The following is a 23,312-nucleotide window of genomic DNA, read 5'->3' on the forward strand; positions in this document are numbered from 1 at the left end:
TTAATTTAGGCAATTACCATGAAGAGCATGAAGACTTAAACCTTTCATGCCGCTTCATGTCCTTCATGGTTAAAAAATGAAAAATAAAACTTGCTCAGGTTATTTCATGCACGTTCCTAAGTAGGGCGCGGGGACAAAAGCCGCACCCGAATTTTTTATAGTGTTATCCGCGGGCATCTGTTTAAATCCGCGTCATCCATGTGCAATCATTAGATAGGACATCTTTAATAAATGAATTTAAGCCAAATTGAATTGCTTCGCGTTCTTCAAGAAAATGATTTCAGCCTTTCAAAAGCGGCGGAAAAAATGCACATCGTGCAATCGGCAGTCAGCCGGCAATTGCAGCTTTTCGAGGCCGAGCTGGGGTCCCCGATCTACGAACGGCAAGGCAAGAAACTGATAGGCTTGACCTCCCTGGGCCAACGCATCATGGCAGAAGTCGCGACCATTAACATGGCCAAGAACAATATCCAGACCATAGCGGCCGACTATATCGACAGCAACCAGGGCGTGCTGCATATTGCGACCACGCACACCCAGGCCAAGTATTTTTTACCCAGCCCTATCCTGCGCTTTAGGGAAAAATACCCGGGCGTCAGGATTTATATGATCGAAGCGTCGCCCGAACAACTGATTAATAAACTGCACACCCGGAAAGCCGATATTGCGATCTGCACCGAGAAGGTCGACGAAGATGCCGATTTGGTCGTCAAACCCTGCTATGAATGGCATCATGCGGTCGTGGTGCCAAAAAATCATCCGCTGAGCGAGGGTGACATTTCTCTTAAACGGCTCGCCTCTTATCCGATACTCACCTACAGCTTCGGTTTTACCGGCCGCTCAAATATCGAGACCGCCTTTAAAAACACCGACATGGAGCTGGACATTATCCTGGCCGCCGCCGATACCGACGTGATCAAGACTTATGTCCGCCTGGGCATGGGCGTCGGCATTATCGCCGGCATGGCGTATGATCCGGCGATGGATCATGATCTGGTGGCGCGGGATTTATCGCATCTTATTCCCAGCTCAAGAACCAAGATCGCCTATTTAAAAAACAACTACCTGCCTTTATATACGCAGCACTTCATCGACGAGCTGCTGGTTGCGGCTAAAGAGCTCGGTGTCGCTGGGAGCGAGATTTAATATAGTCTGCGGGATTCGTATATGCGCTGGAGACGGTAAAAGCATTATTCACCACGAACGACTGCATGGATGCAGGAGGTAGAGCAATGCAGGAGCAATTACCGAGACACGAAGGACACGAAGTTTTATTAAGGAATGTGCATGAAATAACTTTTGCAAATAGCATCGCCACTATCCCCAGACCTGGCGGGTTTTAACTTGTGAAGTGATTTTATCCGCACTCCTATAGATATTTCTCTTCGTGCCCTTCGTGTCTTCGTGGTTATTCTTATGCTGTTTTAAAAGAGATTACGGCATCACATCCGTTATTTCATTGAGGTAAATCTGGACAAAAACGATGCGCGGCCCATTCATTTTTCTGACCACAACTTCGAACTGGTTGAATTCAATCTTTTGGCCTTCTACCGGAATGTCGCGCAGCTTGGCCATGATGAGGCCGCCGATCGATACCTCGTCTTCCAATTCAAGCTCTTCGTTCTCGACATCGATTCCCAGAATCCGTTCCAGCGAAAATATCGGCAGACTGCCCTTGCCGATCAGCGTGCCGTTATCAAGCCGGGTCCAGTCATTGTTGTTTTGACGGAACTCGTCGCGTATCTCACCGACCATCGCGCTTAACAAATTATCCAGCGTGATGAAACCTTGCGGTTTTTGGCCTTTTTGCCCGATGATTGCAAAATGCGATGTTCCCATGCGGAATTGACGGAACAGTTCCAGTGCCGGTGTATGCGCCGCTATGTATTGGATAGGCCGCAGGTAATGAGTCAAATCCTCAATCGCGTGGCCTTCCTGTTGGGCGAAAAACAAATCCTTCAAATGGATCACCCCTAACACATCAACACCGTTAGTGTCGAAATAGGGATAACGGCTGAAGCGTTTTTGAGACACGGTTTGCAGGTTTTTTTGCAATGACTCGTTGCGGTGCAAGGCAGTGATCTCATGGATCGGGCGCATCAAATCGGATACTTCGAGTTCGCTGAAATCGAGCGTTTTCGCCAGAATGTTCCATTCATCGCGGGTAAAGCGGTCGTCCGGGAAGTTGCTGCGTAAAATAAGCTTAAGCTCGTCAGCCGAGTAATGCGCATCATGACCATGAACATTACCCAAACCGAACAGGCGCAGTACCAAATTGGCGCTGGAGTTGAGCAGCCAGATCGCCGGATACATCAGCCAATAAAATCCGTAGAGCGGAACGGCGCTCCATAAGCCGATTTTTTCAGGATTACGAATCGCCAGAGATTTCGGCGCAAGCTCGCCGACGACGATGTGCAGAAACGAAATGGCGGTAAAGGCGAACGCGAACGATATGCCGTGTATCATTTCCGGTGATGTGACGTCGAACCTGTCGAATAGGGATTCCAGCAGGCTGGCAAACGCAGGTTCGCCAATCCAGCCCAGACCGAGCGAAGCGAGCGTAATGCCCAGCTGGCAGGCCGATAAATAGGCATCGAGTTTTGCGTGTACCTTTCCCAGAATGCGTCCGCGCCAACCTTTCGTTTTAACAATCGCGCGGATGCGCGTTTGCCGCAGTTTGACCAGACCGAACTCTGCGGCCACAAAAAAGCCATTGAGCGCGACCAGCAACAGTGCGGCAATGATCAGAAAAAGATTATTCATAACACTTAAGCTTTAATGGAAAGTAGTATTGGCATCGTCGATCAAGTGAAGAGACTACCCAATTATGGGTAGTATACACATAGCGCCCCCAACGGACATTGATCGGCGTTAAATTGCACGCTTTTCGGGACAAAACTGCCGGGATATAAGGCTTATATGGCGTTCTTGTTTTTTTGGTTACGCCGTTTTTTCAACAAGAAGAGAAGCCCAATGACAATTTACAACCCCCTGACGAAGGAGAACTCAATGGAACGACCGCAACCCGTGAGCTTCGGCGAAGCTTTCCGCTTCTGGCTCAAACTCGGCTTTATCAGCTTCGGCGGCCCTGCCGGGCAAATCGCGATCATGCACCAGGAACTGGTCGAGCGGCGGCGTTGGATTTCGGAAAAGCGTTTCCTGCATGCGCTGAATTACTGCATGTTGTTGCCGGGGCCTGAAGCGCAGCAACTCGCGGTTTATCTCGGCTGGCTGATGCATCGCACCTGGGGCGGCGTGGTCGCCGGATTGTTGTTTATCCTGCCGTCTCTGTTACTGTTGATCCTGCTGAGCTGGGTTTACCTGCGTTTCGGCCAGGTTCCGGCGGTGGCCGGCGTGCTTTACGGCATCAAACCCGCCGTCACCGCCATCGTACTGTTCGCGGCGTATCGCATCGGCTCGCGGGCTTTAAAAAACGGCCTATTGTGGACGCTGGCGGCGCTGGCCTTTCTCGCGATCTTCGCATTGCATGCGCCGTTCCCGTTGATCGTGCTGATCGCGGCCTGTCTCGGAGCCATTGGCGGACGCATCGTCCCTGACAAATTCGCCGTTGGCGGCCATGACGCGACCAAACAAAGCTACGGTCCCGCGCTGATCGATGACGATACGCCGATTCCCGACCATGCCCGGTTCCGTTGGCCGCACCTGCTTAAAATCGCGGCGGCGGGATTGATTTTGTGGGGCGGCGTGATCGGATTTTTGTGCGGGCAATACGGCTGGAACGGTGCGCTCACGCAGATGGGCTGGTTTTTCACCAAGGCGGCGCTGCTGACTTTCGGCGGCGCTTATGCGGTGTTGCCTTATGTGTACCAGGGAGCGGTGGAACATTACCATTGGCTGAGCGCCACGCAAATGATCGACGGCCTGGCGCTGGGCGAAACCACGCCCGGCCCGCTGATCATGATCGTCACCTTCGTCGGCTTCCTGGGCGGCTGGAGCCAGTTGCCTCTCGGTTCCGATGCGTTATTGATGGCCGGTGTGGTCGCGGCGGTCGTAGTCACCTATTTCACCTTCCTGCCCAGTTTTCTGTTCATCCTGGCGGGCGGCCCCTTGGTGGAGTCCACCCACGGCAATTTAAAATTCACCGCTCCGCTGTCGGCAATTACCGCCGCCGTGGTCGGCGTGATTCTTAATCTTGCCGTATTTTTTGCCTGGCATGTGTTCTGGCCGCAAGGTTTCGAAGGTCGTTTCGACGGCATTGCCGCGCTGATCGGGGCGGGCGCGTTGCTGGCCTTGTTCCGTTACAAGGCGGGCGTCATTCCGGTCATCGGCGCTTGCGGCATGGCGGGACTGTTGCTGTTGTTTATCAAGCCCTGGCTTGCCCAGCAAGGGATTTTTTTATGAATACGATGTTCGATATGGTCGCGGATTCTATCCCTGTATGCCGGAATATTGGGCAACAAAAACAGTTACCCAACCCGTTTAACAAGCCGCCAGGAAGCCTTTGCCTGACGGCCTCCAAACCCCTTTTGGGTCGGATGTTAGAATCAACAGCGCTTAAATGGGTAACGGGCCGATGCGTCCTGCCTGTTCCCTGCCCGCCTTGTCGCCATAAACCATCCTGATAATTTCCCTTCTCGCTTCCAACCAGTCGCGCAGTTCGTTTCCCGGCTTAAAGGCGCGCTTTTCCGCTTTGTAATAGGCCGCCTCGGCGATCATCGATTTAAGACTCTCGTCCAGCTCGTATGCAGGAACAGGTTCCGGGTTTGCCGAGGTAAAGCCGAACTTTACCAAACCGAAAACGGTTTGCGGCGAGCTGTTTTTAATGCCGATTTCCAGAGGCTCCCGTTCCGCCAGCGTACCGAACAGGCGATCCCATATCGAAAACACCGCGCCGTAGTTGGTATCGTGCTCACTGCGCTCCGTCGAATGGTGCGTGCGATGCAGATAAGGCACGATGATGACCCGCCCGAAGTGCTTTTCGCCGGGAAATGAAATATTGCCGTGATGAAACATGATGAACAAGGTCAACAGGGTTTCATTAATAAGCACCAGCATTTGATCCACGCCCAACAGGATAATGTAAGCCGCTTTCAGCACGGTGATGATCAGCAGCTCGACAACATGCAGACGGAATGCGGTCGACACATTCAAATAAGGGTCGTTGTGATGCACTTTGTGGAACATCCACAAGCCATCGAAACTGTGACTGATCCTGTGCCAGCAATAAAGCATTAAATCGAGCAACAGGAACGACAACAGGGCTTTCCAGCCCGGATTGTCGATGTGGCTTAACAGCCCCCGGTCGGAATAGCGTTCGGCCAGCATCAATAAAGGCGTTGCAGACAGCAACGAAATAACGATGCTGTTAAACATAAACAGGCCGATATTGGTTTGATAAGACCGGCGCAACTGTTTAGCGGGCAATCTGCGTTTGGGGCGGAAAAACTCAAGAGCCGATAAAGCGACAAATACAATAAGCAAGATAAATGTCGCCAATTTTCCGGGCATGCTTGATAGCCAGATTAAATAGCTTTCCACAAAAGTGATTAATGACATAATTTCGCTAGACATTGTCTTCTCCTTAATACAGCTTAGTGCAACGACATCTTAAGTAAAGACGGTGACAATTTGATGAAAAAAGGCTGAGGCAATAATTCCGATAGGCTCGGCTCCTTTACTTAAGAAAACGCCTCGATTATATCAAAGCAAAATCCGAGCCACAAACCGTTTACAGCCGAAAATATCACAAGAACACATAAAAAAATAATTATTTTTCAGATACTTGCATTATGTGGATTGAAAATAACATGAACGGCCGACTGAAAGAATTTTGTTTTTTTAAGTCGGCTGATTGTATCAGTCCGGTGCAACTGCTCTGTTGCATGCACTGTTTACAACATTCTTAAGCGTAGTTGAAGCGCGCAGAGAATCTTACGGTCATACTCAGGAGACGCCCCGTACACTTGAGCCGATTCATCGCGAACCGAGCATTGGAATGATCGACTGCGGCTATAACAGCAAGGTATCAGCGCAAAATCGCTTCTTTACAAACAGCGTATCAGCAGCGCCTGCTGGATTTTCAGCACAACGGGGGGGGTGCGAAAGCGCCCAGCCTTTTTTTATTAGCAAAGACAACACTGCCGAGTCCTCAACCGTCCCTGAGGGAAGCGCTGATTTAGTCCTTCGACAGGTTCAGGACGAACGGTAACGTATTGATTCCGTTCGTGGCGAGCCTGTCGAACCATGAACGGAAGCATTTTGTTCAGCGCTTCCTAGCTCATCACAAGCTGTTGGTCTGTCTTTTTGCTCAACGCATCACCGGTTCTTCATATTTATTTTTCCATCTACAATCCCAAGAGAATTTCATACATAGATCGGTATATTCGGCTGTCGGCTTGACAGTCGCATTGCCCAACCGAAAGTCGTCAAATAAACGCCAGGGCAAATTAGCCCTACGGGCTGCTTCATCCTGACAGTATTATCCACCCGCGATGACGCCGACAGCCTGTTGATTGACAGGCGGCATTTGCGCTACTGCCGCTGATTTTCTAGCGGTCAATAGCAAATCGGAAACAAAAAACAGCTGAAAAAACAATACTGTAAACCCCCGCATAACGCTTACTGAATTTAAAATGCGTATTTAAATTTAAAATTTCAATTACAATTGCCAAACATCATTACTACGCCTGTTTCGATCAATTTGCCTGCATGCCGAACCTTAAAATCAAGCCGGAAAAAACCCGCATCCGGCTGTTAACCGCAGCCAGCCGAATCTTCGCGGAAAAAGGCTTCCAGGACGCGACAATAGCCGAAATCTGCGGGCAGGCGAACGCCAATATCGCCTCGGTCAATTATCATTTCCGCGACAAGGAAACCCTCTATCTGGAATCCTGGCGTTTTGCATTTAATCAGGAACTAGAGCTGTACCCGCCCGACGGCGGCCTGACAGACGACGCACCGGCGGAACAACGGCTGGCCGAATGGATTAAATCCCTGGTCAGGCGCATCGGCGACGAGAATTCCTATTCGTTTGCGATTATTCATAAGGAAATGGCGCAGCCTACCCGGCTGCTGGCCGATATTCTGGAAAAGGAAATCAACCCTCAGCGCCTGCAAATGTTCGCCTTGCTGAAAGAATGCCTGGGACAGGCGGCCAGCGAACAGCAAATCCAGTACTGCCACGCCAGCATCATGGGCCAATGTTTTCAGCTGTTGCGGTTAAGACACATGCAAGGCGCCCGGCCGCATCGCAAACATCCCAGCGACTTAAGCAACCTCAAGGCGTTTGCCGAACACGTCGCGCAATTTTCGCTAGCCGGTATCCAAGCTATCCGTTCCCAAACCCTTAATTAATAACGCCCGTATGAGTCAACACAATCGCCGCACATTACTCCCGCCCGCCAACCGACGCCGGGCTTTTTTACTGCCCGGATCGCTGATCGTGCTGGCCATTATCGCCGCAGTCTTTTATTTCCAGCATGCGTCGTCGCCGGATGGTGAAAAATCCGATTCCAAGCGCGGCAAACGCGGCCGCGACAATGACGCACCGGTGGCGGTGTCGGCGGAAACCGCCGGCAAAGCCGATTTTCCGGTCTATCTGAACGGCCTGGGCACCGTCACCGCCTTGCGCTCCGTGACCGTGCGCTCCAGGGTTGACGGCGAACTGATGCGGGTGGCGTTCACCGAGGGCCAAATGGTCAAGGAAGGCGATTTACTGGCGGAAATCGATCCGCGCCCGTTTCAGGTGCAGTTACAGCAAGCCGAAGGCCAGTTGCTGCGCGATGAAGCGCTGCTGAAAAACGCCCAACTGGACCATGAGCGCTACCTGACCCTGCTCGAACAGGACTCTATTTCCGCCCAGCAAACCAAAACCCAGGAAGCCCAGGTCAAACAATATCAAGGCATTGTGGAAATGGATAAAGCCCAGGTCAATAACGCTAAACTCCAGCTCAGCTATGCCAAACTGACCGCCCCGATCCCTGGCCGGGTCGGATTGCGCCAGATCGACCAAGGCAACATCCTCCAGGCCAACGATGCTAACGGCTTGGTGGTGATTACCCAGCTTCAGCCGATCAGCGTGGTGTTTACCCTGCCCGAAGACAAGGTGCAATCGGTGGTGAAGCGTTGGCGATCCAACGAAGCGGTTAACGTCGAAGCCTATGACCGGGCCGGTAAAACCAAGCTGGCCGACGGCAAATTGCTGGCGCTGGACAACCAGATCGACCCCACCACCGGCACGCTGAAACTGAAGGCGCAATTCGACAATAACGAAAGTACCCTGTTCGCCAACCAGTTCGTCAACATCAAAATGCACCTGGAAACCTTGCCCGGCGTGACCCTGGTTTCCAGCGCCGCGATCCAGCACGACACTCAGGGCCCGTTTGTCTACGTGGTCGGCTCGGAAAAAACCGCGCAGGCGCGCCGCATCACTTTGGGGCCGACCGAGGGAGACAAGGTTGCGGTGCTCAGCAATCTTGCCGCCGGCGAAACCGTGGTGGTGGATGGCGTCGACAGGCTGCGCGACGGCAGCCCGGTCGATATTGCCAAAAAAGACGGGATAGCCGTGGCCGCCGATCCGAATGCGCAGCCCAAGTCCGAAGGCAAGTCGCGTAAAAACGATAAGCGTCCTTGACTATGATTCCAGCAAACCACGCCCTGCCGAATTTCAACCCGTCCCGGCTGTTCGTCCTGCGCCCGGTGGCGACCTCGCTGCTGATGCTGGCGATGTTGCTGGTCGGCATCCTGGCTTACCGCTTGTTGCCGGTATCGGCGCTGCCGCAGGTCGACTATCCGACCATCCAGGTGATCACGCTGTATCCGGGCGCCAGCCCCGAGGTCATGACGTCGGTGGTCACCGCGCCGCTGGAGCGCCAGTTCGGCCAGATGCCCGGACTCACCCAGATGTCGTCGACCAGCTCCGGCGGCGCGTCGGTGATTACCCTGCAATTCAACCTGAACCTGGATCTGGACATCGCCGAACAAACCGTGCAGGCGGCGATTAACGCCGCCGCCAACTTCCTGCCGAAAGATTTGCCGCAAGCGCCGATTTACAGCAAGGTCAATCCTGCCGACACGCCGATCATGACCTTGGCGGTCAGCTCCAAAGGCTTGCCGCTGTTCAAGGTCCAGGACCTGGTCGACACCCGGTTGGCCCAGAAAATCGCCCAATTATCCGGCGTCGGCATGGTCAACATCAGCGGCGGCCAGCGTCCCGCAGTGCGGATCCAGGCCAACCATAAAGCCTTGGCCGCATACGGCATCAGCCTGGAAGATGTGCGTAGCGTGATCGCCGCCGCCAACGTCAACCAGCCCAAAGGCATGTTCAACGGACCGATGCGTTCGGCGATTATCGACAGCAACGACCAATTGCGCTCGGCGGCGGAATACCGCGATCTGGTCGTGGCTTACCGCAACGGCGGGCCGGTGCATCTGTCCGAAGTCGCCGAAGTGGTGGACGGCGCGGAAAATGTCCGGCTCGCCGCCTGGGCAAACAAAGAGGCGGCGGTAATCGTCAACATCCAGCGTCAGCCCGGCGCGAACGTGATCGAAGTGGTTGACCGCGTCAAGGAACTGCTGCCGAAATTACAGGCCTCCTTGCCGCTCAACGTCGACGTGCTGCCGCTGACCGACCGCACCGTGACCATCCGCGCCTCGGTGCGTGACGTGCAGTTCGAGCTGCTGCTGGCGGTCGCGCTGGTGGTGATGGTGATTTTCCTGTTCCTGCGCAACGTACCCGCCACGATCATTCCGGGCGTCGCGGTGCCGCTGTCTCTGGTCGGCACCTTCGCGGTGATGTACTTGGCCGAGTTCAGCATCAACAACCTGACGCTGATGGCGCTGACCATCGCGACCGGCTTCGTGGTCGACGACGCGATTGTGGTCATCGAGAATATCTCCCGCTATATCGAGCGCGGCGAATCGCCGTTGAAAGCCGCGCTGAAAGGCTCCGAACAAATCGGCTTTACCATTATTTCTCTGACCTTTTCGCTGATCGCCGTGCTGATTCCGCTGTTGTTCATGAGCGACGTGGTCGGCCGGCTGTTCCGGGAGTTCGCGATCACGCTGGCGGTGGCTATCCTGATTTCCGCGGTCGTATCGCTGACGCTGACGCCGATGATGTGCGCCAAGCTGCTGCATTCGCACCCGGAGCCTGCCGAAAAGCCCGACGACTGGTTCGACAAGCTGATTGCCGCTTACGGCCGCAGCCTGGAATGGGTCATGCAGCGGCAAGGCCTGACCCTATCGGTGTTTTTCGCTACCGCCGCGCTGACCGTGGCGCTGTACGTCTTCATTCCCAAGGGATTTTTCCCGGTCCAGGATACCGGCATCATCCAGGGTTTTTCCGAAGCGCCGCAAAATGTGTCTTTTTCGGCGATGGCCGAACACCAGCAAAAACTGGCCGCGCTGCTGCTTGAAGATCCGGCGGTAGAAAGCCTGTCGTCGTTCATCGGCGTCGACGGCATCAATACCACGCCCAACGCAGGCCGTTTCCTGATCAACCTGAAACCGCAAGCCGAACGCAAGCTAAGCGCCAGCGAGGTCATAGCGCGGCTGAAACCCAAACTGTCCGGGCTGACCGGACTTAGCCTGTATTTACAGCCGGTGCAGGACTTGACGATGGAGAACCGGGTCAGCCGCACTCAGTACCAGTTCACGCTGGAAACACCGGACATCGATGAATTGAACCTCTGGACGCATAAGCTCGTCGATGAACTCTCCCGGCAGCCGGAACTTGCCGATGTCACCAGCGATGTGCAGGACCAGGGCCGGCAAGTCTATGTCAACATCGACCGCAGCACCGCCAGCCGCCTCGGCGTCAGCACCGCCGCAATCGACGAAACGCTGTACAGCGCTTACGGACAGCGGCTGGTATCGACTATTTTCACCCAATCCAACCAGTACCGGGTGGTGCTTGAAGTCGATCCAAGCGCGCAAAACTCCCCGGAAGCCTTGAACGATTTACGGATTCCTTCCAGCAACGGCACGCAGGTGCCGCTGTCGGCGATAGCCCAATTATCGGAACGGCCGACACCGCTGTCGATCAACCATCTCGACCAGTTCCCGGTCGCGACCTTATCGTTTAACCTCGCACCGGGCGCGGCGCTCGGCGATGCGGTAAAGACTATCGACCGCATCAAACAGCAAATCGGCCTGCCTGCCGGCATCCGCACCGATTACCAGGGCGCGGCGCTGGCGTTCAAAGCCTCGCTGGGCAATACCCTGTGGCTGATCCTGGCCGCGATCGTCACCGTTTATATCGTGCTCGGCGTGTTGTACGAAAGCTATATCCACCCGATCACTATTTTGTCCACGCTGCCGTCCGCCGGTGTCGGCGCACTGCTGGCGCTGATCGTTTCCGGCGGCGATCTGGGCATCATCGGCATCATCGGCATCATCCTGTTAATCGGTATCGTCAAGAAGAACGCGATCATGATGATCGACTTCGCGCTGGAAGCCGAGCGCAAGCAAGGCATGTCGCCAAGCGACGCGATTTTCCAGGCCTGCCTGCTGCGCTTCAGGCCGATTTTGATGACCACGCTGGCCGCCTTGCTGGGCGCTCTGCCGTTGATGTTGGGCAGCGGCGTCGGCTCGGAGCTGCGCCATCCTTTGGGCATCACGATGGTCGGCGGCTTGTTGCTGAGCCAGTTGTTGACCCTGTACACCACGCCGGTGATTTATTTATGGATGGACGGCCTGGCCCGGCGCGTGTCCGGCCGTCTGAACCTGAATCCGGCTGAAACCATCGAAGACGACGGAAGCTTGCGATGAATTTATCGGCGCTGTTCATTTACCGGCCGGTCGCCACCAGTCTGCTGACCCTGGCCATATCCCTGGCCGGTATTCTGGCTTTCCTGAATTTACCGGTGGCGTCGTTGCCGCAGGTGGAATTCCCGACCATCAGCGTAACCGCCCAGTTGCCCGGAGCCAGCGCTGAGACCATGGCGGCCACGGTGGCGACGCCGCTGGAGCGGGCATTGGGCCGGATCGCCGGGATTGCCGAAATGACCTCCAGCAGCCTGCAGGGCGCGTCCCAGATTACCCTGCAATTCGATCTGGACCGCGACATCAACGGCGCCGCCCGCGATGTGCAGGCGGCGATCAATGCCGCCGCCGGCATGCTGCCCAGCGGCATGCCCAATCGCCCCAGTTACCGGCTGGACAACCCTTCCGACGCGCCGATCCTGGTTCTGGCGCTGACCTCGGACACTCTCGGCCGCGGCCAAATGTACGACGCCGCCTCGACTATCCTGGCGCAGAAAATATCGCAGATTCCCGGCATCGGCCTAGTGCAGCTCGGCGGCGCGGCGTTGCCGGCGGTACGGGTCGAGCTGAATCCCAACGCGCTAAGCAAATACGGCATCGGCCTGGAGGATGTCAGGAACGCCATCACTCAAACCAACGTCAACCGTCCGAAAGGCGTGCTGGAAAACGGCGGCCAACGTTGGCAGATCCAGGCCAACGACCAGGCGCGCAAAGCGGCGGATTACCTGCCGCTAATCGTCAGCTACCGCAACGGCGCGCCGGTCACCATCGCCGATCTCGGCGAGGCCGTGGATTCGGTCGAGGACTTGCGCAACACCGGGTTGAAAAACGGTAAACCTTCAGTGCTGCTGATTCTCAGAAAGCAACCGCAGGCCAACGTGATTGAAACCGTCGATCAGGTTCTGGCCATATTGCCGCAGCTGCGCGCTTCCATCCCCAGCGCGATCGACCTGTCGGTGGTTATCGACCGTTCGATGAGCATCCGGTCTTCGATTACCGAAGTCGAACACAGCCTGTTGATTGCGATGGCGCTGGTCATTCTGGTGGTGCTGCTGTTCTTGCGGGATATACGCTCGACACTGGTGCCGATTATTGCGGTGCCGGCTTCGCTGTTCGGCGCCTGTGCAGCCATGTATTTTTTCAACTACAGCCTGAACAACTTGACCTTAATGGCGCTGACCATCGCCACCGGCTTTGTGGTCGACGACGCGATCGTGGTGCTGGAAAACACCCGCCGCCATATCGAGAAAGGCGTTCCGCCGTTCAAGGCCGCACTGTTGGCGACCAAGGAAGTCAGCTTTACCGTGTTGGCGATGAGCGTGTCGCTGGTGGCGGTGTTCCTGCCGATTTTGCTGATGGACGGCGTGGTCGGCCGCCTGTTCAGGGAATTCGCGGTGACGCTGTCGGCGGCCGTGCTGGTGTCGCTAGTGGTCTCGCTGACCGTCACGCCGATGCTGTGCGCACGCTGGGTCGGCAAGGAAAATCCGCAGCATGGCCGGCTCTATCAAAGCATCGGCAGGGCTTTCGACCGGGTGCAGCATTTTTACGGATGCACGTTGCGCTGGGCGTTGCGCCACGGGCGCATCATGATGCTGATCCTGCTCGCCACCATAGGTCTCAATATTTACCTGTACACGGTGATCGACAAAGGTTTTTTCCCGACCCAGGACGGCGGCAGAGTGCATGGTGAAATTCAAGCCGACCAAGGCACGTCTTTTTGGGCCTTGCAGAAAAAATTTTTCGAGGTTACCGAGCTATTGCGGCAGGACTCGGCGGTGTCAGCCGTGGTCGGGTTTGCCGGCAGCCAGCAGAGCGGCAATAGCGCCAGGGTCTTCGTGGTGTTAAAGCCGCACGACGAACGGGGTCCTGTCGATGAAGTGATGAAGCGTTTGCGGGACAGGGTGAAACGCGTTCCCGGCGTCGACCTGCATATGTTCGTGGCGCAAGAACTGCGTATCGGCGGCCGGCCTTCGTTCGGCTCTTACGACTACGCGCTGCAATCGGACGACCTGGGCCTGCTTCGGGAATGGATGCCGAAAGTGCTGGCCGCGTTGTCCAAACTGCCGGAACTCAGCGACGTCAGCACCACCCAGCAAGACAAGGGCCAGCAGATCGGCCTGGTGGTCGACCGGGATATGGCGGCGCGCTACGGCGTCAGCCAAGCCATGATCGACGCCAGCCTCAACGACGCTTTCGGCCAACGCCAGGTTTCGGTGATTTATAATCCGCTGAACCAGTACCGGGTCGTGATGGAATTGGCCCCCGAATATTGGCAAAGCCCGGAAGCCCTGAAACAGGTCTATATCAGCGTACCCGCCAAGCGCTTGCCGACCGGCGAACAACCGGGCTCGCTCCAGGTGCCGCTGTCGGCGCTGGCCAGTTTTGCGCCAACCAATACGCCGCTGTCAGTCAACCATCAAGGCCAGTTCGCCGCCGCCACGCTGTCGTTTAATCTTCGGCCCGGCACTTCGCTGTCCACCGCCACCGAACTGATCGAAAAAACCATGCGCGACATCGGCGTACCGAACGGGGTTCAAGGCAGTTTCCAGGGTTCGGCCAAAGCCTTCAAGGAGTCGTTACGCAACCAGCCGCTTTTAATCCTGGCCGCCTTGGTCAGCATTTACATCGTGCTGGGCGTACTCTACGAAAGCTATATCCATCCGCTGACCATCCTGTCCACCCTGCCCTCGGCCGGGGTCGGCGCGTTGCTGGCGCTGATGGCCTGCAACAACGAATTCAGCATCATTGCGCTGATCGGCGTGATATTACTGATCGGCATCGTCAAAAAGAATGCAATCATGATGATCGACTTTGCGTTGTTTGCCGAACGCGAGCTGGGTCTGGATTCGCGCGAGGCGATTTTTCAAGCCTGTTTGCTGCGCTTTCGGCCGATCATGATGACCACGATGGCGGCGCTGTTCGGCGCATTGCCGTTGGCGCTGGGCAGCGGTTACGGCGCGGAACTGCGCCAACCGTTGGGCATTTCGATCGTCGGCGGCCTGATCTTCAGCCAGATACTGACCTTGTACACGACGCCGGTCGTCTACCTTTACCTGGATCGTTTCCGGCTGTGGTTTCATCGCCGCTTTTTTAACCGCGCGGCTTCCGAAGCAAATAAGCCTGTTTAGGAACGTGCTTGAAACAACTATTTTTTAAACCATGAAGAACATGAAAAGCATGAAGGATCTACGTCTTCATGTCCTTCATGCTCTTCGTGGTGATTGCTTAATTTATTGGTTAAGTTCGACTACTTTACTTAGTCATCACAGAAACATTGGGGACGACTCATACGCATCAAGCTAAGGCGTAAAACCATGAAGAGCATGAAGGACATGAAGAAAAATGAGAGTGAAAACTTCGTGTCCTTCATGTTCTTCGCGGTGAATTTTAAGATTTTTTTGTTAGCCACTTATTTCTGAGACTTACATGACAGAGCGCATTACCCAACCTTTGATTTATGCCCTATTAACCGCGCAACTGGCCGGATGCACGGTAGGCCCGGATTATGTCCGACCGGAAGCAAAAATCCCCAATGAGTTCAAGGAAAGCAAGGGCTGGAAACAGGCTCAACCCCGCGACACTATGCTGTCCGGCAAATGGTGGGAAATCTTCAACGACCCACGGCTGAATAAACTGGAAGAACAGGTCGCGGCCGCCAATCAATCGATCATCCAGGCCGAGGCGCAATATCGCCAGGCCCAGCATCTGGTGCAATCGGCGCAGTCGGCGTTTTTCCCGATACTCAACCTTACCGGCACGACGAACCGTTTCCGCGCCGCCAGCGGCCAAAGCGTGGCGGTGTCGGGCGTCAGGAATCTGTTCGGCGTCGCCGGGGCGATCGCCTGGGAGCCCGATTTATGGGGCAGCGTCAGCCGCCAGGTCGAAGCCAACACCGGCAGCGCCCAAGCCAGCGCCGCGACCTTGCAGGCGCTGCGGCTATCCAGCGAAGCGACCTTGGCCGACAATTACTTTCAGTTAAAAACCCTGGATGCGCAAAAAGCGCTGCTCGACGAAACCGTGGTCGCTTACAGCAAAACCCTGCAAATCATCAAAAACCGCTACGCCGTCGGCATGGTCGGCAAGAGCGATGTGATGCAGGCCGAAACCCAACTGGAATCGGTGCGCGCCCAAGCCATTAATCTTGGCGTGCAGCGGGCCAAACTGGAGCATGCGATTGCGGTCTTGATCGGCAAGACCCCGGCTGACCTGTCCTTGGCGGCTGCGCCGCTGGATGTGCAGCCGCCGCCGATTCCGGCCAGCCTGCCGTCGGAGCTGCTGGAGCGGCGTCCCGACATTGCCGCCGCCGAACGCAAAATCGCCGCCGCCAACGCCCAGATCGGCGTCGCCAAAGCCGCCTATTACCCGAGCCTGAATCTGGCCGCCACCAACGGTTTTCAAACGTCCACCCTGGACAACCTGTTCAAATCGGCCAGCCGCTATTGGGCGCTGGGTCCGGCCGGTGCGGCGCTGACCTTGTTTGACGGCGGCGCCAAGCATGCCCAGTACAAACAGGCCATCGACGGTTTCGACGCCAGCGTCGCCGCTTACCGGCAAACGGTGCTGACCGGCTTTCAGGAAGTGGAAGACAATCTGGCCGCCTTGCGGATACTGGATGAACAAAAGCAGGTGCAGGATAAAGCCGTAACCGCAGCCAACCACGCGCTGACGCTGATCACCAATCAGTATCAAGCCGGAACCGTCAGTTATCTGGATGTGATGACCGCTCAGACCGTGGCCTTGTCCAACCGGCAGACAACAGTTCAGTTGCAGGGCCAGCGCTTGACCGCGTCGGTGCAGCTGGTCAAGGCCTTGGGCGGCGGCTGGAATGTGGCCATGCTGCCGAGCGAAGATCAGGCGGGCGGCGAAGTCAAATGGACGGATTATTTGATATTTCCGGTGGATTGATTTTCCCGTTCCCATGCCGCGAATCACCGTTCGCCGGCTTCCGTTGTTGCTTTGATTTTATCGTTCCAGCTTCCTGTCTCGGGAAGCGGAGCTTCGCTTTCTGAATTTCCAAGCTGGAAAGAGACTGTGAAAGTATTGTAAAAAACCGCCTTAAAAATCTTTTTATTATTTTTAAGCTATTGATTTTTAGTTAAGTACTGGAGTACAAACCTAGGTTTGTACTCCAGTACTTAATACTTTCACAGCCTCTGGAGAGCTTGGGAACTCGCAAAAACCTGAAACACACAAATTGATGTCATCAATCAGCTGATGTAGCTTTACACTTTAATAAAAACCCAGCCCAAAAAGAGAGTGCGATGAACTATTTCAAATCGGTTAGGCATATTTTGCTCATCAGCACCCTGGTGTTTGCTGCAAGCTGTTCCCAGGTATCAAAGCCCGGCAATACCGCCGATCTCGCAAACGATCGGCGCGAAGCGCGTTTTTCGATTTTGCAGGTTAACGATTCCTATAAAATCGAGGGCATCGAAAACGGCAGTATCGGCGGCTTTGCCCGCTTGCGCACGCTACGCAGGCAGCTTCAGGAAAGCGGCGAACAGGTATTGCTGCTGCACGGCGGAGACTTTCTGTTTCCATCGGTCATGAGCAAGTATCTGAAAGCCGATGCGATGATCAAGGTTCTAAACCTGATGGATGGCAATGAATCGGCATTCGATGACAATATGATGGTCGTGTTCGGCAACCATGAGTTTGACGACGCCGATCCCGGCGTGTTGTTAGGGCGCATCGCCCAGTCCGATTTTGCCTGGATTTCATCCAATACCCGGTACCGTTCTTCTGAAATGGCGTCGGGTTCTCCCTTTTCGGATCGGCTAAGCAATGTCCACGATGTACTGGTCAAGAACATCAATGGCGTCAAAGTCGGCTTGTTCGGTATCACGCTGGATTTTCAGAAGCAATCCTATGTCAGTTTCGATTACGATCCAGACCTTCGCCGTGCTGCGATCAACAAGGCTATCGCCGATTTGAAGGCGCAAGGCGCCGCCGTTATCATCGCGCTCACGCATCAGGATTTCGACCAGGACCAATGGCTGGCGCGCGAGTTTCCCGATGTAAACCTGATTGTCGGCGGCCATGAGCATTTCTATCTTGAGAAACGAATCGGCAAGACCTGGATTACCAAGGCCGACGCGGATAACCAAAGCGCCGTGCTTCATGATGTTCGCGTTTTAGCGGACGGTGCCGTCGAAACGAGTCACCGAAAAATCGACCTGGACGGCAAGGTTGAAAAAGATGTTCAGGTCGATGCCGAAGTTGGCAGGCAGTTGGCCAGGTTGGCGGAACAAATCAAGAAAAAGAACAAGGATTTAAACCAAGTATTGGGATATAGCCGATATTTACTGGAAGGTGTTGAGCCGGCAGTACGCAGCCGGGAAACGGCGTTGGGCGACTTTTTGGCCGATGTGATTCGCGAGCGGATGAAAGCCGACATTGCCTTTACCAATGGCGGCGGTATTCGCATCAACGACAATATTCCTCCCGGTCCGATCACGGTTTACGACATGGAAGGCCTGTTCTATTACGACAATGAACTGGTCAGCTTCGAACTTTCCGGTGCGCAATTGCTGGAGGTCCTGAAAAACTCGGTTTCCAAATCCCATCTTGGCAACGGCCGATTTTTACAGGTGTCGGGACTTCGTTTCAAGTACCGCGCCAAGGAATCGAACGGCGTTTATTCCTATGCCGTCGAACCCGCCGATGTGGAGATCAAAGCGCGAGGCGCTTCGGTTTACATGCCGCTGGACACGAATAAAAAATACCGGGTCGCCACCATTGATTTCATCTGGGAAAAAGGTTTTAGCGACGGCTACGAAATTTTTTCCCAGGGCGCGGGGAAATCCAGTCCGCCCCGCCTGGACAACGGTGCGGCGGTCAGTTTCCGCAAAACCACCGAGGAAGCGATTGACAAGTTGCCTAACAAAACCGTTACCAACCGGATAGAGGGCAGGATAATCCGGCAAGTGCAGTAATCGTTGAACAACCGGCCCAACAAATAGGCTAGTCAGACAAGTAATATTCTACGGTAGACACGACGCGGATTTTCTTGATGTGCGGGTTGTTTTTATCCCGCGGCTCGATAGTAAACTGCCCCTGGGAAGCCTGTTTGATCTTTCCCAGTTTGCTATTCGAGTCTTCAGCGAATTTTAAAGCGACCTCCCTGGCTTTTGTGGTGGTTTCCTGGATCATTTCCGGTTTGATTTTATTCAAATCAGTGTAAAGGTATTCGGTCTGATTTTGAAAGTCCTCGCCTTTAAAGGCTATCCCGCTCTTGCCTAATTCGGATAGCTCATTCATTGCTTTACGGACGACGGCAACATTCGATGAATAGACGGTAACCGTTTGAGCCGCCACATATCTAAAAGGAGCCTTCTCGCCGTTATTAAATTCCTGGGCTGCTTTGTCGGTAACCGAGGGCAAGGAATACGATATTTCGGCTGCCGCTATGCCCTTGGAAACCAGAAACGCTTCAATATTCTTTTTACCGGTTTCAATCGAATTATAAAGAGCTCCCAGGTCGTTGTTGCTCTCGGTGAAAACGATCGGCCAAATCACTATATCGGCCGCCAATTCCCGCTCGGATAAACCCTTGACGGAAACGCTACGCTCGTATTCCTTAAAGTCGATAGCGGCCCGGCCAAGGAGATACCCCAGCGCAGCCAGTCCGAGAAAGATCGATATGCCCAAGATCAGGGCGCTTGTTCTATTTGTTGGGTTCATGCTTCAGCTCGCTCTATTTGTCCAGGTCAGGATAGTTTATAGGAGGCTTAGATCTGGCACTAATAAAACCTTATTTCTCCCGTTCTATGCGACTCGGTAACTTTCAAAGCCATCGCGCAAATGGATGACGTAACCCAACAAAATGCCGCGTTGGTAGAACAAGCCGTAGCGGCATCGGAATCTCTGGAAGAACAGACGCAAACCCTGGTGGGCACAGTGAGCAGCTTTAAAGTCAATAACATCCCGGACAGCTCTTACCGCCTGATCCCTCATGCAACAAAACCCGCCGTAATCAAATTCGGTAACGGCTGATACAGGTGGCTGGGAAGCGTTTTAACTGATAATTTTATGAATCCATTGGTTCAGCCGGGATTTACCACATCCCTGTGGATATGTAGAGCCCCAAAAATGGCCGCTCCAGTATGACCTGGAAACGTTAACAGAGCGTAAATGGCCACTGGATTGTGGGACAGTCAGAATCGTTTGCTTGCTTTTTGGCGGTCTTATCGCCGTAAACCATCCAGATAATTTCCCTTTTTGCTTCCAGCCAGTCGCGAAGCTCATTTCCAGGCGTGAACTCGCGTTTTTCCGCTTTGTAATAGGCCGCTTCGGCGATCATCGATTTAAGACTGACGTCCAGTTCGTATGCAAGCACAGGCGCGGAACTGGCCGCGGTAAAGCCGAATTTTATCAGGCCTGAAACGGTTTGCGGCGAGCTGTTGTTAATGCCGATTTTGACAGGCTCCAGTTCCGCCAAGGTGCCGAACAGACGGTCCCATATCGAAAACACCGCGCCGTAGTTAGTGTCGTGCTCGTTTCGCTCCGTCGAATGGTGGGCGCGGTGCAGATACGGAGAAATAATGACCCGCCCCAGCCGTTTCTCGCCGCGGAATGAGATATTGCTGTGATGGAACATGATGAACAGGGTCAATAGAGTCTCGTTAGTCAGCACCATCGTCTTGTCTACGCCGAGCAGGACAATGTACGCCGATTTCAGCGCGGTGATGATTAACAGCTCGACAATGTGCAGCCGGAATGCGGTCGAGACATTCAAATAAGGATCGTTGTGATGCACCTTGTGGAACATCCACAGACAATCAAAACGGTGACTGATTCTGTGCCACAAATAAAGCATCAAATCGAGCAACAGGAACGACAGCAGGGCTTTCCATGCAGGATTGGAGATATGGCGCAGCAGCCCCCAATCTGAATAGCGGTCGGCCAGCATCAATAAGGACGCTACCGACAGTAACGAGATGACAAGACTGTTAAAAATAAACAGACCGGCATTGGTTTGATAAGACCGAAATAACTGTTTAACAGGCAGTCTGCGTTTAGGAAAACTAAACTCGAAGGCCGACAGTACGACAAAAGCAATCAGCAGGATAAATGTCGCCAATTTTGTTGACATGCTTGAGAGCCATGTTAAATAGGATTCAACAAAGATGATGAGTGGCGTAATTTCGCTGAACATTGACTTTTCCTCGATGTAAGACAAAACAATCTTTGATCGCGGCTTAGTAACGCTGTTTAGCGCATAAGCTTGTTTGACCAAAGCATTCATGTTTTCAGGTGTTGGAAAACAGCTTAGTACGATTTACATATTTAATAAAACGATATTATTCGATTTATATGTCTGATAAATAGATAAGACAAGCTGTTGTTAGCGTGTTCGAGAGAATGCAAATATGCGCCTTGACAGAGCGTAACGACTTAAAGTACTTTATAAAAAAACGAAAGCCGACACAGCTGACCGGACAACCGGAAGCCAGTGAGCCCCTTAGGGGCCACTGGCTTTTTTTTGGCCAAAATTTAGCCCCGGCAATTAGTTCGCAACTCGCACAGGAGACTCTTATGTCACATTGGTACGAAGACAATTCCCACTCCATCGGGCAAACTCCGCTGGTGCGGCTTAACCGCATCGGCGACGGCGCGCCGGTTACCCTGCTGGCGAAAATAGAAGGCCGCAATCCCGCTTATTCGGTCAAATGCCGGATCGGCGCGGCGATGATATGGGATGCCGAGCGGCGCGGCTTGCTGGGTCCCGGCAAGGAACTCGTCGAGCCGACCAGCGGCAATACCGGCATTGCGCTGGCGTTTGTCGCGGCGGCGCGGAACATCCCGTTGACATTGACGATGCCGGAAACGATGAGCCTGGAGCGCCGTAAATTATTGATCGCCTATGGCGCCAAGCTGGTGTTGACGGAAGGCGCCAAGGGCATGAGCGGCGCGATAGCGAAAGCCGAGGAAATCGCAGCCTCGGATCCCGAGCGTTATGTCTTGCTGCAACAGTTTAAAAACCCTGCCAACCCCGCTATTCACGAGCAAACCACAGGGCCGGAGATCTGGAACGACACCGACGGCGCTATCGATATTCTGGTGTCAGGCGTCGGCACCGGCGGGACGATTACCGGTATTTCCCGTTATATCAAGCAGGCGCAAGGCAAGGCGATCATTTCGATTGCGGTCGAACCTGCGGCGAGTCCGGTGCTCAGCCAGCGCCGTGCCGGTGAGCCGCTAAAGCCCGGCCCTCATAAAATTCAGGGTATCGGCGCGGGTTTTGTGCCGGATGTGCTCGATTTATCGTTAATCGATGAAATCGAGCAGGTCAGCCATGAAGAAGCCATTGCTTTCGCACGCCGCCTTGCCAGGGAAGAAGGCATGCTGTCGGGTATTTCCTGCGGCGCTGCGGCGGCTGTCGCGGTGCGGGTCGCCAAACGCCCCGAGAACGCCGGTAAAACCATTGTTGTGGTGTTGCCGGACTCCGGCGAACGTTATTTGAGCTCCCCTCTGTTTGAAGGCGTTTTCGACGCCGGCGGATTTGCAGCATGAGCGATTTAAGCTATCAAAATGCCAGGCAGGACTGGGGCGTCGATGAGCTGGTCATCAAATTGCGCCATTTGCGCGTGCAATCGCTGGAAACCCGGCAACGGCGCGACAAACCGCCGAAACTGCCGTCGCGCAAGGAGCTGCAAAAGATTCTCGACGGCCTGGGCGCGGTGTTGTTTCCAAACAGGTTGGGACTGCCGGACCTGAACGACGAAGGCATTGATTACTTTGTCGGGCATACGCTCGATACGCTGTTGCGCGAGCTTTTCAAACAAATCCGCCGCGAACTGCACTTTGTCTCAGGACATGCGCCTGCTGAAGAGACTTACCGGCAGGCCGTCGCTATCACCCGTGAGTTTGCCGCGCGCTTGCCTGAGGTCAGGAAGCTGCTCGATAGCGATATTCAGGCCGCCTACGAAGGCGATCCGGCGGCAAGAAGCTCCGACGAAGTGCTGGTTTGTTATCCGGGCATTACTGCGGTTATTCATCACCGGCTTGCGCACATTCTTCATCAATTGGGCGCGCCGCTGGTGGCGCGCGTTATTTCCGAGATTGCCCATTCCGCGACCGGCATTGATATTCATCCCGGCGCGCAAATCGGCGAGAGTTTTTTTATCGACCACGGCACTGGCGTGGTCATCGGCGAAACAGCGGTTATCGGGCGGCATGTTCGCGTGTATCAGGCGGTTACCCTGGGCGCCAAGCGTTTCCTGAAGGACGACGACGGCATCCTGGTCAAAGGCAATGCCCGGCATCCTATCGTTGAGGACGATGTGGTCATTTATGCGGGCGCGACGATCCTGGGCCGTATCACCATTGGCCGCGGCTCGACCATCGGCGGCAACGTCTGGCTTACCCATAGCATACCGCCCGGCAGCAACATTACACAGGCGCATGTGCGCAGTGAATTGTTTCAGGATGGGGGCGGGATATAAACGAAAGGTGAAAGGCGAAAATATCCGCTGGTTCCGCTCGTTCCCAAGCTCCAGCTTGGGAACGCCGTCTTGGAAGCTCCAGCTTCCCGAAACATAGAAAGCTGGAGCTTGGGAACCCGTATAACGCTCCAGCGTTGCGAA

Annotated in this window: 14 protein-coding genes and 1 pseudogene; 11 read left to right on the plus strand and 4 right to left on the minus strand. The window is 54.5% G+C overall.

All coding sequences use genetic code 11. The features are described 5' to 3' along the window. Positions 1-231 precede the first annotated feature (231 nt). The gene (locus tag V3O24_RS10855; RefSeq protein ID WP_331307252.1) at positions 232-1,146 is read left to right on the plus strand and encodes a LysR substrate-binding domain-containing protein; all 915 of its coding nucleotides are present in this window, start codon (positions 232-234) and stop codon (positions 1,144-1,146) included. Positions 1,147-1,434: 288 nt separating this feature from the next. On the opposite strand, the gene V3O24_RS10860 is transcribed toward V3O24_RS10855, so the two are convergent. Next, on the minus strand, positions 1,435-2,763 hold the full coding sequence (locus V3O24_RS10860) for a hemolysin family protein (RefSeq protein WP_331307253.1): 1,329 nt from the start codon (positions 2,761-2,763) through the stop codon (positions 1,435-1,437). 246 nt (positions 2,764-3,009) lie between these two features. On the opposite strand from V3O24_RS10860, the gene chrA reads away from it, so the two are divergent. Then, complete coding sequence (gene chrA / locus V3O24_RS10865) at positions 3,010-4,362, plus strand: chromate efflux transporter (RefSeq protein WP_331307254.1); 1,353 nt, start codon at positions 3,010-3,012, stop codon at positions 4,360-4,362. A gap of 153 nt (positions 4,363-4,515) precedes the next feature. On the opposite strand, the gene V3O24_RS10870 is transcribed toward chrA, so the two are convergent. After that, the gene (locus V3O24_RS10870; protein WP_331307255.1) at positions 4,516-5,532 is read right to left on the minus strand and encodes a sterol desaturase family protein; all 1,017 of its coding nucleotides are present in this window, start codon (positions 5,530-5,532) and stop codon (positions 4,516-4,518) included. A 1,137-nt stretch (positions 5,533-6,669) separates the two neighbouring features. On the opposite strand from V3O24_RS10870, the gene V3O24_RS10875 reads away from it, so the two are divergent. From V3O24_RS10875 to V3O24_RS10900, 6 genes are all read left to right on the plus strand, one after another. Continuing rightward, the gene (locus V3O24_RS10875) at positions 6,670-7,314 is read left to right on the plus strand and encodes a CerR family C-terminal domain-containing protein (protein ID WP_331307256.1); all 645 of its coding nucleotides are present in this window, start codon (positions 6,670-6,672) and stop codon (positions 7,312-7,314) included. Positions 7,315-7,324: 10 nt separating this feature from the next. Beyond that, the gene (locus tag V3O24_RS10880) at positions 7,325-8,593 is read left to right on the plus strand and encodes an MdtA/MuxA family multidrug efflux RND transporter periplasmic adaptor subunit (protein WP_331307257.1); all 1,269 of its coding nucleotides are present in this window, start codon (positions 7,325-7,327) and stop codon (positions 8,591-8,593) included. Positions 8,594-8,595: 2 nt separating this feature from the next. Then, positions 8,596-11,730 (plus strand): MdtB/MuxB family multidrug efflux RND transporter permease subunit, encoded by a 3,135-nt coding sequence (locus V3O24_RS10885; protein ID WP_331307258.1) that lies wholly within the window; start codon positions 8,596-8,598, stop codon positions 11,728-11,730. Next, the gene (locus V3O24_RS10890; RefSeq protein WP_331307259.1) at positions 11,727-14,852 is read left to right on the plus strand and encodes an efflux RND transporter permease subunit; all 3,126 of its coding nucleotides are present in this window, start codon (positions 11,727-11,729) and stop codon (positions 14,850-14,852) included. Before V3O24_RS10885 ends, V3O24_RS10890 begins: the two co-directional genes overlap by 4 nt. Before the next feature lie 298 nt (positions 14,853-15,150). Then, positions 15,151-16,629: an efflux transporter outer membrane subunit gene (locus V3O24_RS10895; protein ID WP_331307260.1), complete on the plus strand. Its 1,479-nt coding sequence runs from the start codon at positions 15,151-15,153 to the stop codon at positions 16,627-16,629. Positions 16,630-16,985: 356 nt separating this feature from the next. Then, on the plus strand, positions 16,986-18,659 hold the full coding sequence (locus V3O24_RS10900) for a bifunctional UDP-sugar hydrolase/5'-nucleotidase (protein WP_331307261.1): 1,674 nt from the start codon (positions 16,986-16,988) through the stop codon (positions 18,657-18,659). Between the two features lie 28 nt (positions 18,660-18,687). Here the strand turns inward: V3O24_RS10900 and V3O24_RS10905 are convergent, their stop codons facing one another. After that, positions 18,688-19,407, minus strand: a complete 720-nt coding sequence (locus V3O24_RS10905; protein WP_331307262.1) for an SIMPL domain-containing protein — start codon at positions 19,405-19,407, stop codon at positions 18,688-18,690. Between the two features lie 105 nt (positions 19,408-19,512). Between V3O24_RS10905 and V3O24_RS10910 the strand changes: the two are divergent. Beyond that, positions 19,513-19,744, plus strand: a pseudogene (locus V3O24_RS10910) (hypothetical protein); the annotation flags it as partial. A gap of 99 nt (positions 19,745-19,843) precedes the next feature. Here V3O24_RS10910 and V3O24_RS10915 read toward each other — a convergent pair. Further along, positions 19,844-20,818 (minus strand): sterol desaturase family protein, encoded by a 975-nt coding sequence (locus V3O24_RS10915; RefSeq protein WP_331307263.1) that lies wholly within the window; start codon positions 20,816-20,818, stop codon positions 19,844-19,846. A 443-nt stretch (positions 20,819-21,261) separates the two neighbouring features. On the opposite strand from V3O24_RS10915, the gene cysK reads away from it, so the two are divergent. Further along, positions 21,262-22,239, plus strand: a complete 978-nt coding sequence (gene cysK / locus V3O24_RS10920; RefSeq protein WP_331307264.1) for a cysteine synthase A — start codon at positions 21,262-21,264, stop codon at positions 22,237-22,239. Then, positions 22,236-23,171, plus strand: a complete 936-nt coding sequence (gene epsC / locus V3O24_RS10925) for a serine O-acetyltransferase EpsC (protein ID WP_331307265.1) — start codon at positions 22,236-22,238, stop codon at positions 23,169-23,171. The genes cysK and epsC overlap by 4 nt, the downstream gene beginning before the upstream one ends. Positions 23,172-23,312 lie beyond the last annotated feature (141 nt).

Origin of the sequence: Methylobacter sp. Wu8 (assembly GCF_036440755.1) — a bacterium.
In the GTDB taxonomy this organism is placed as follows: Bacteria; Pseudomonadota; Gammaproteobacteria; order Methylococcales; family Methylomonadaceae; genus Methylobacter_A; species Methylobacter_A tundripaludum_A.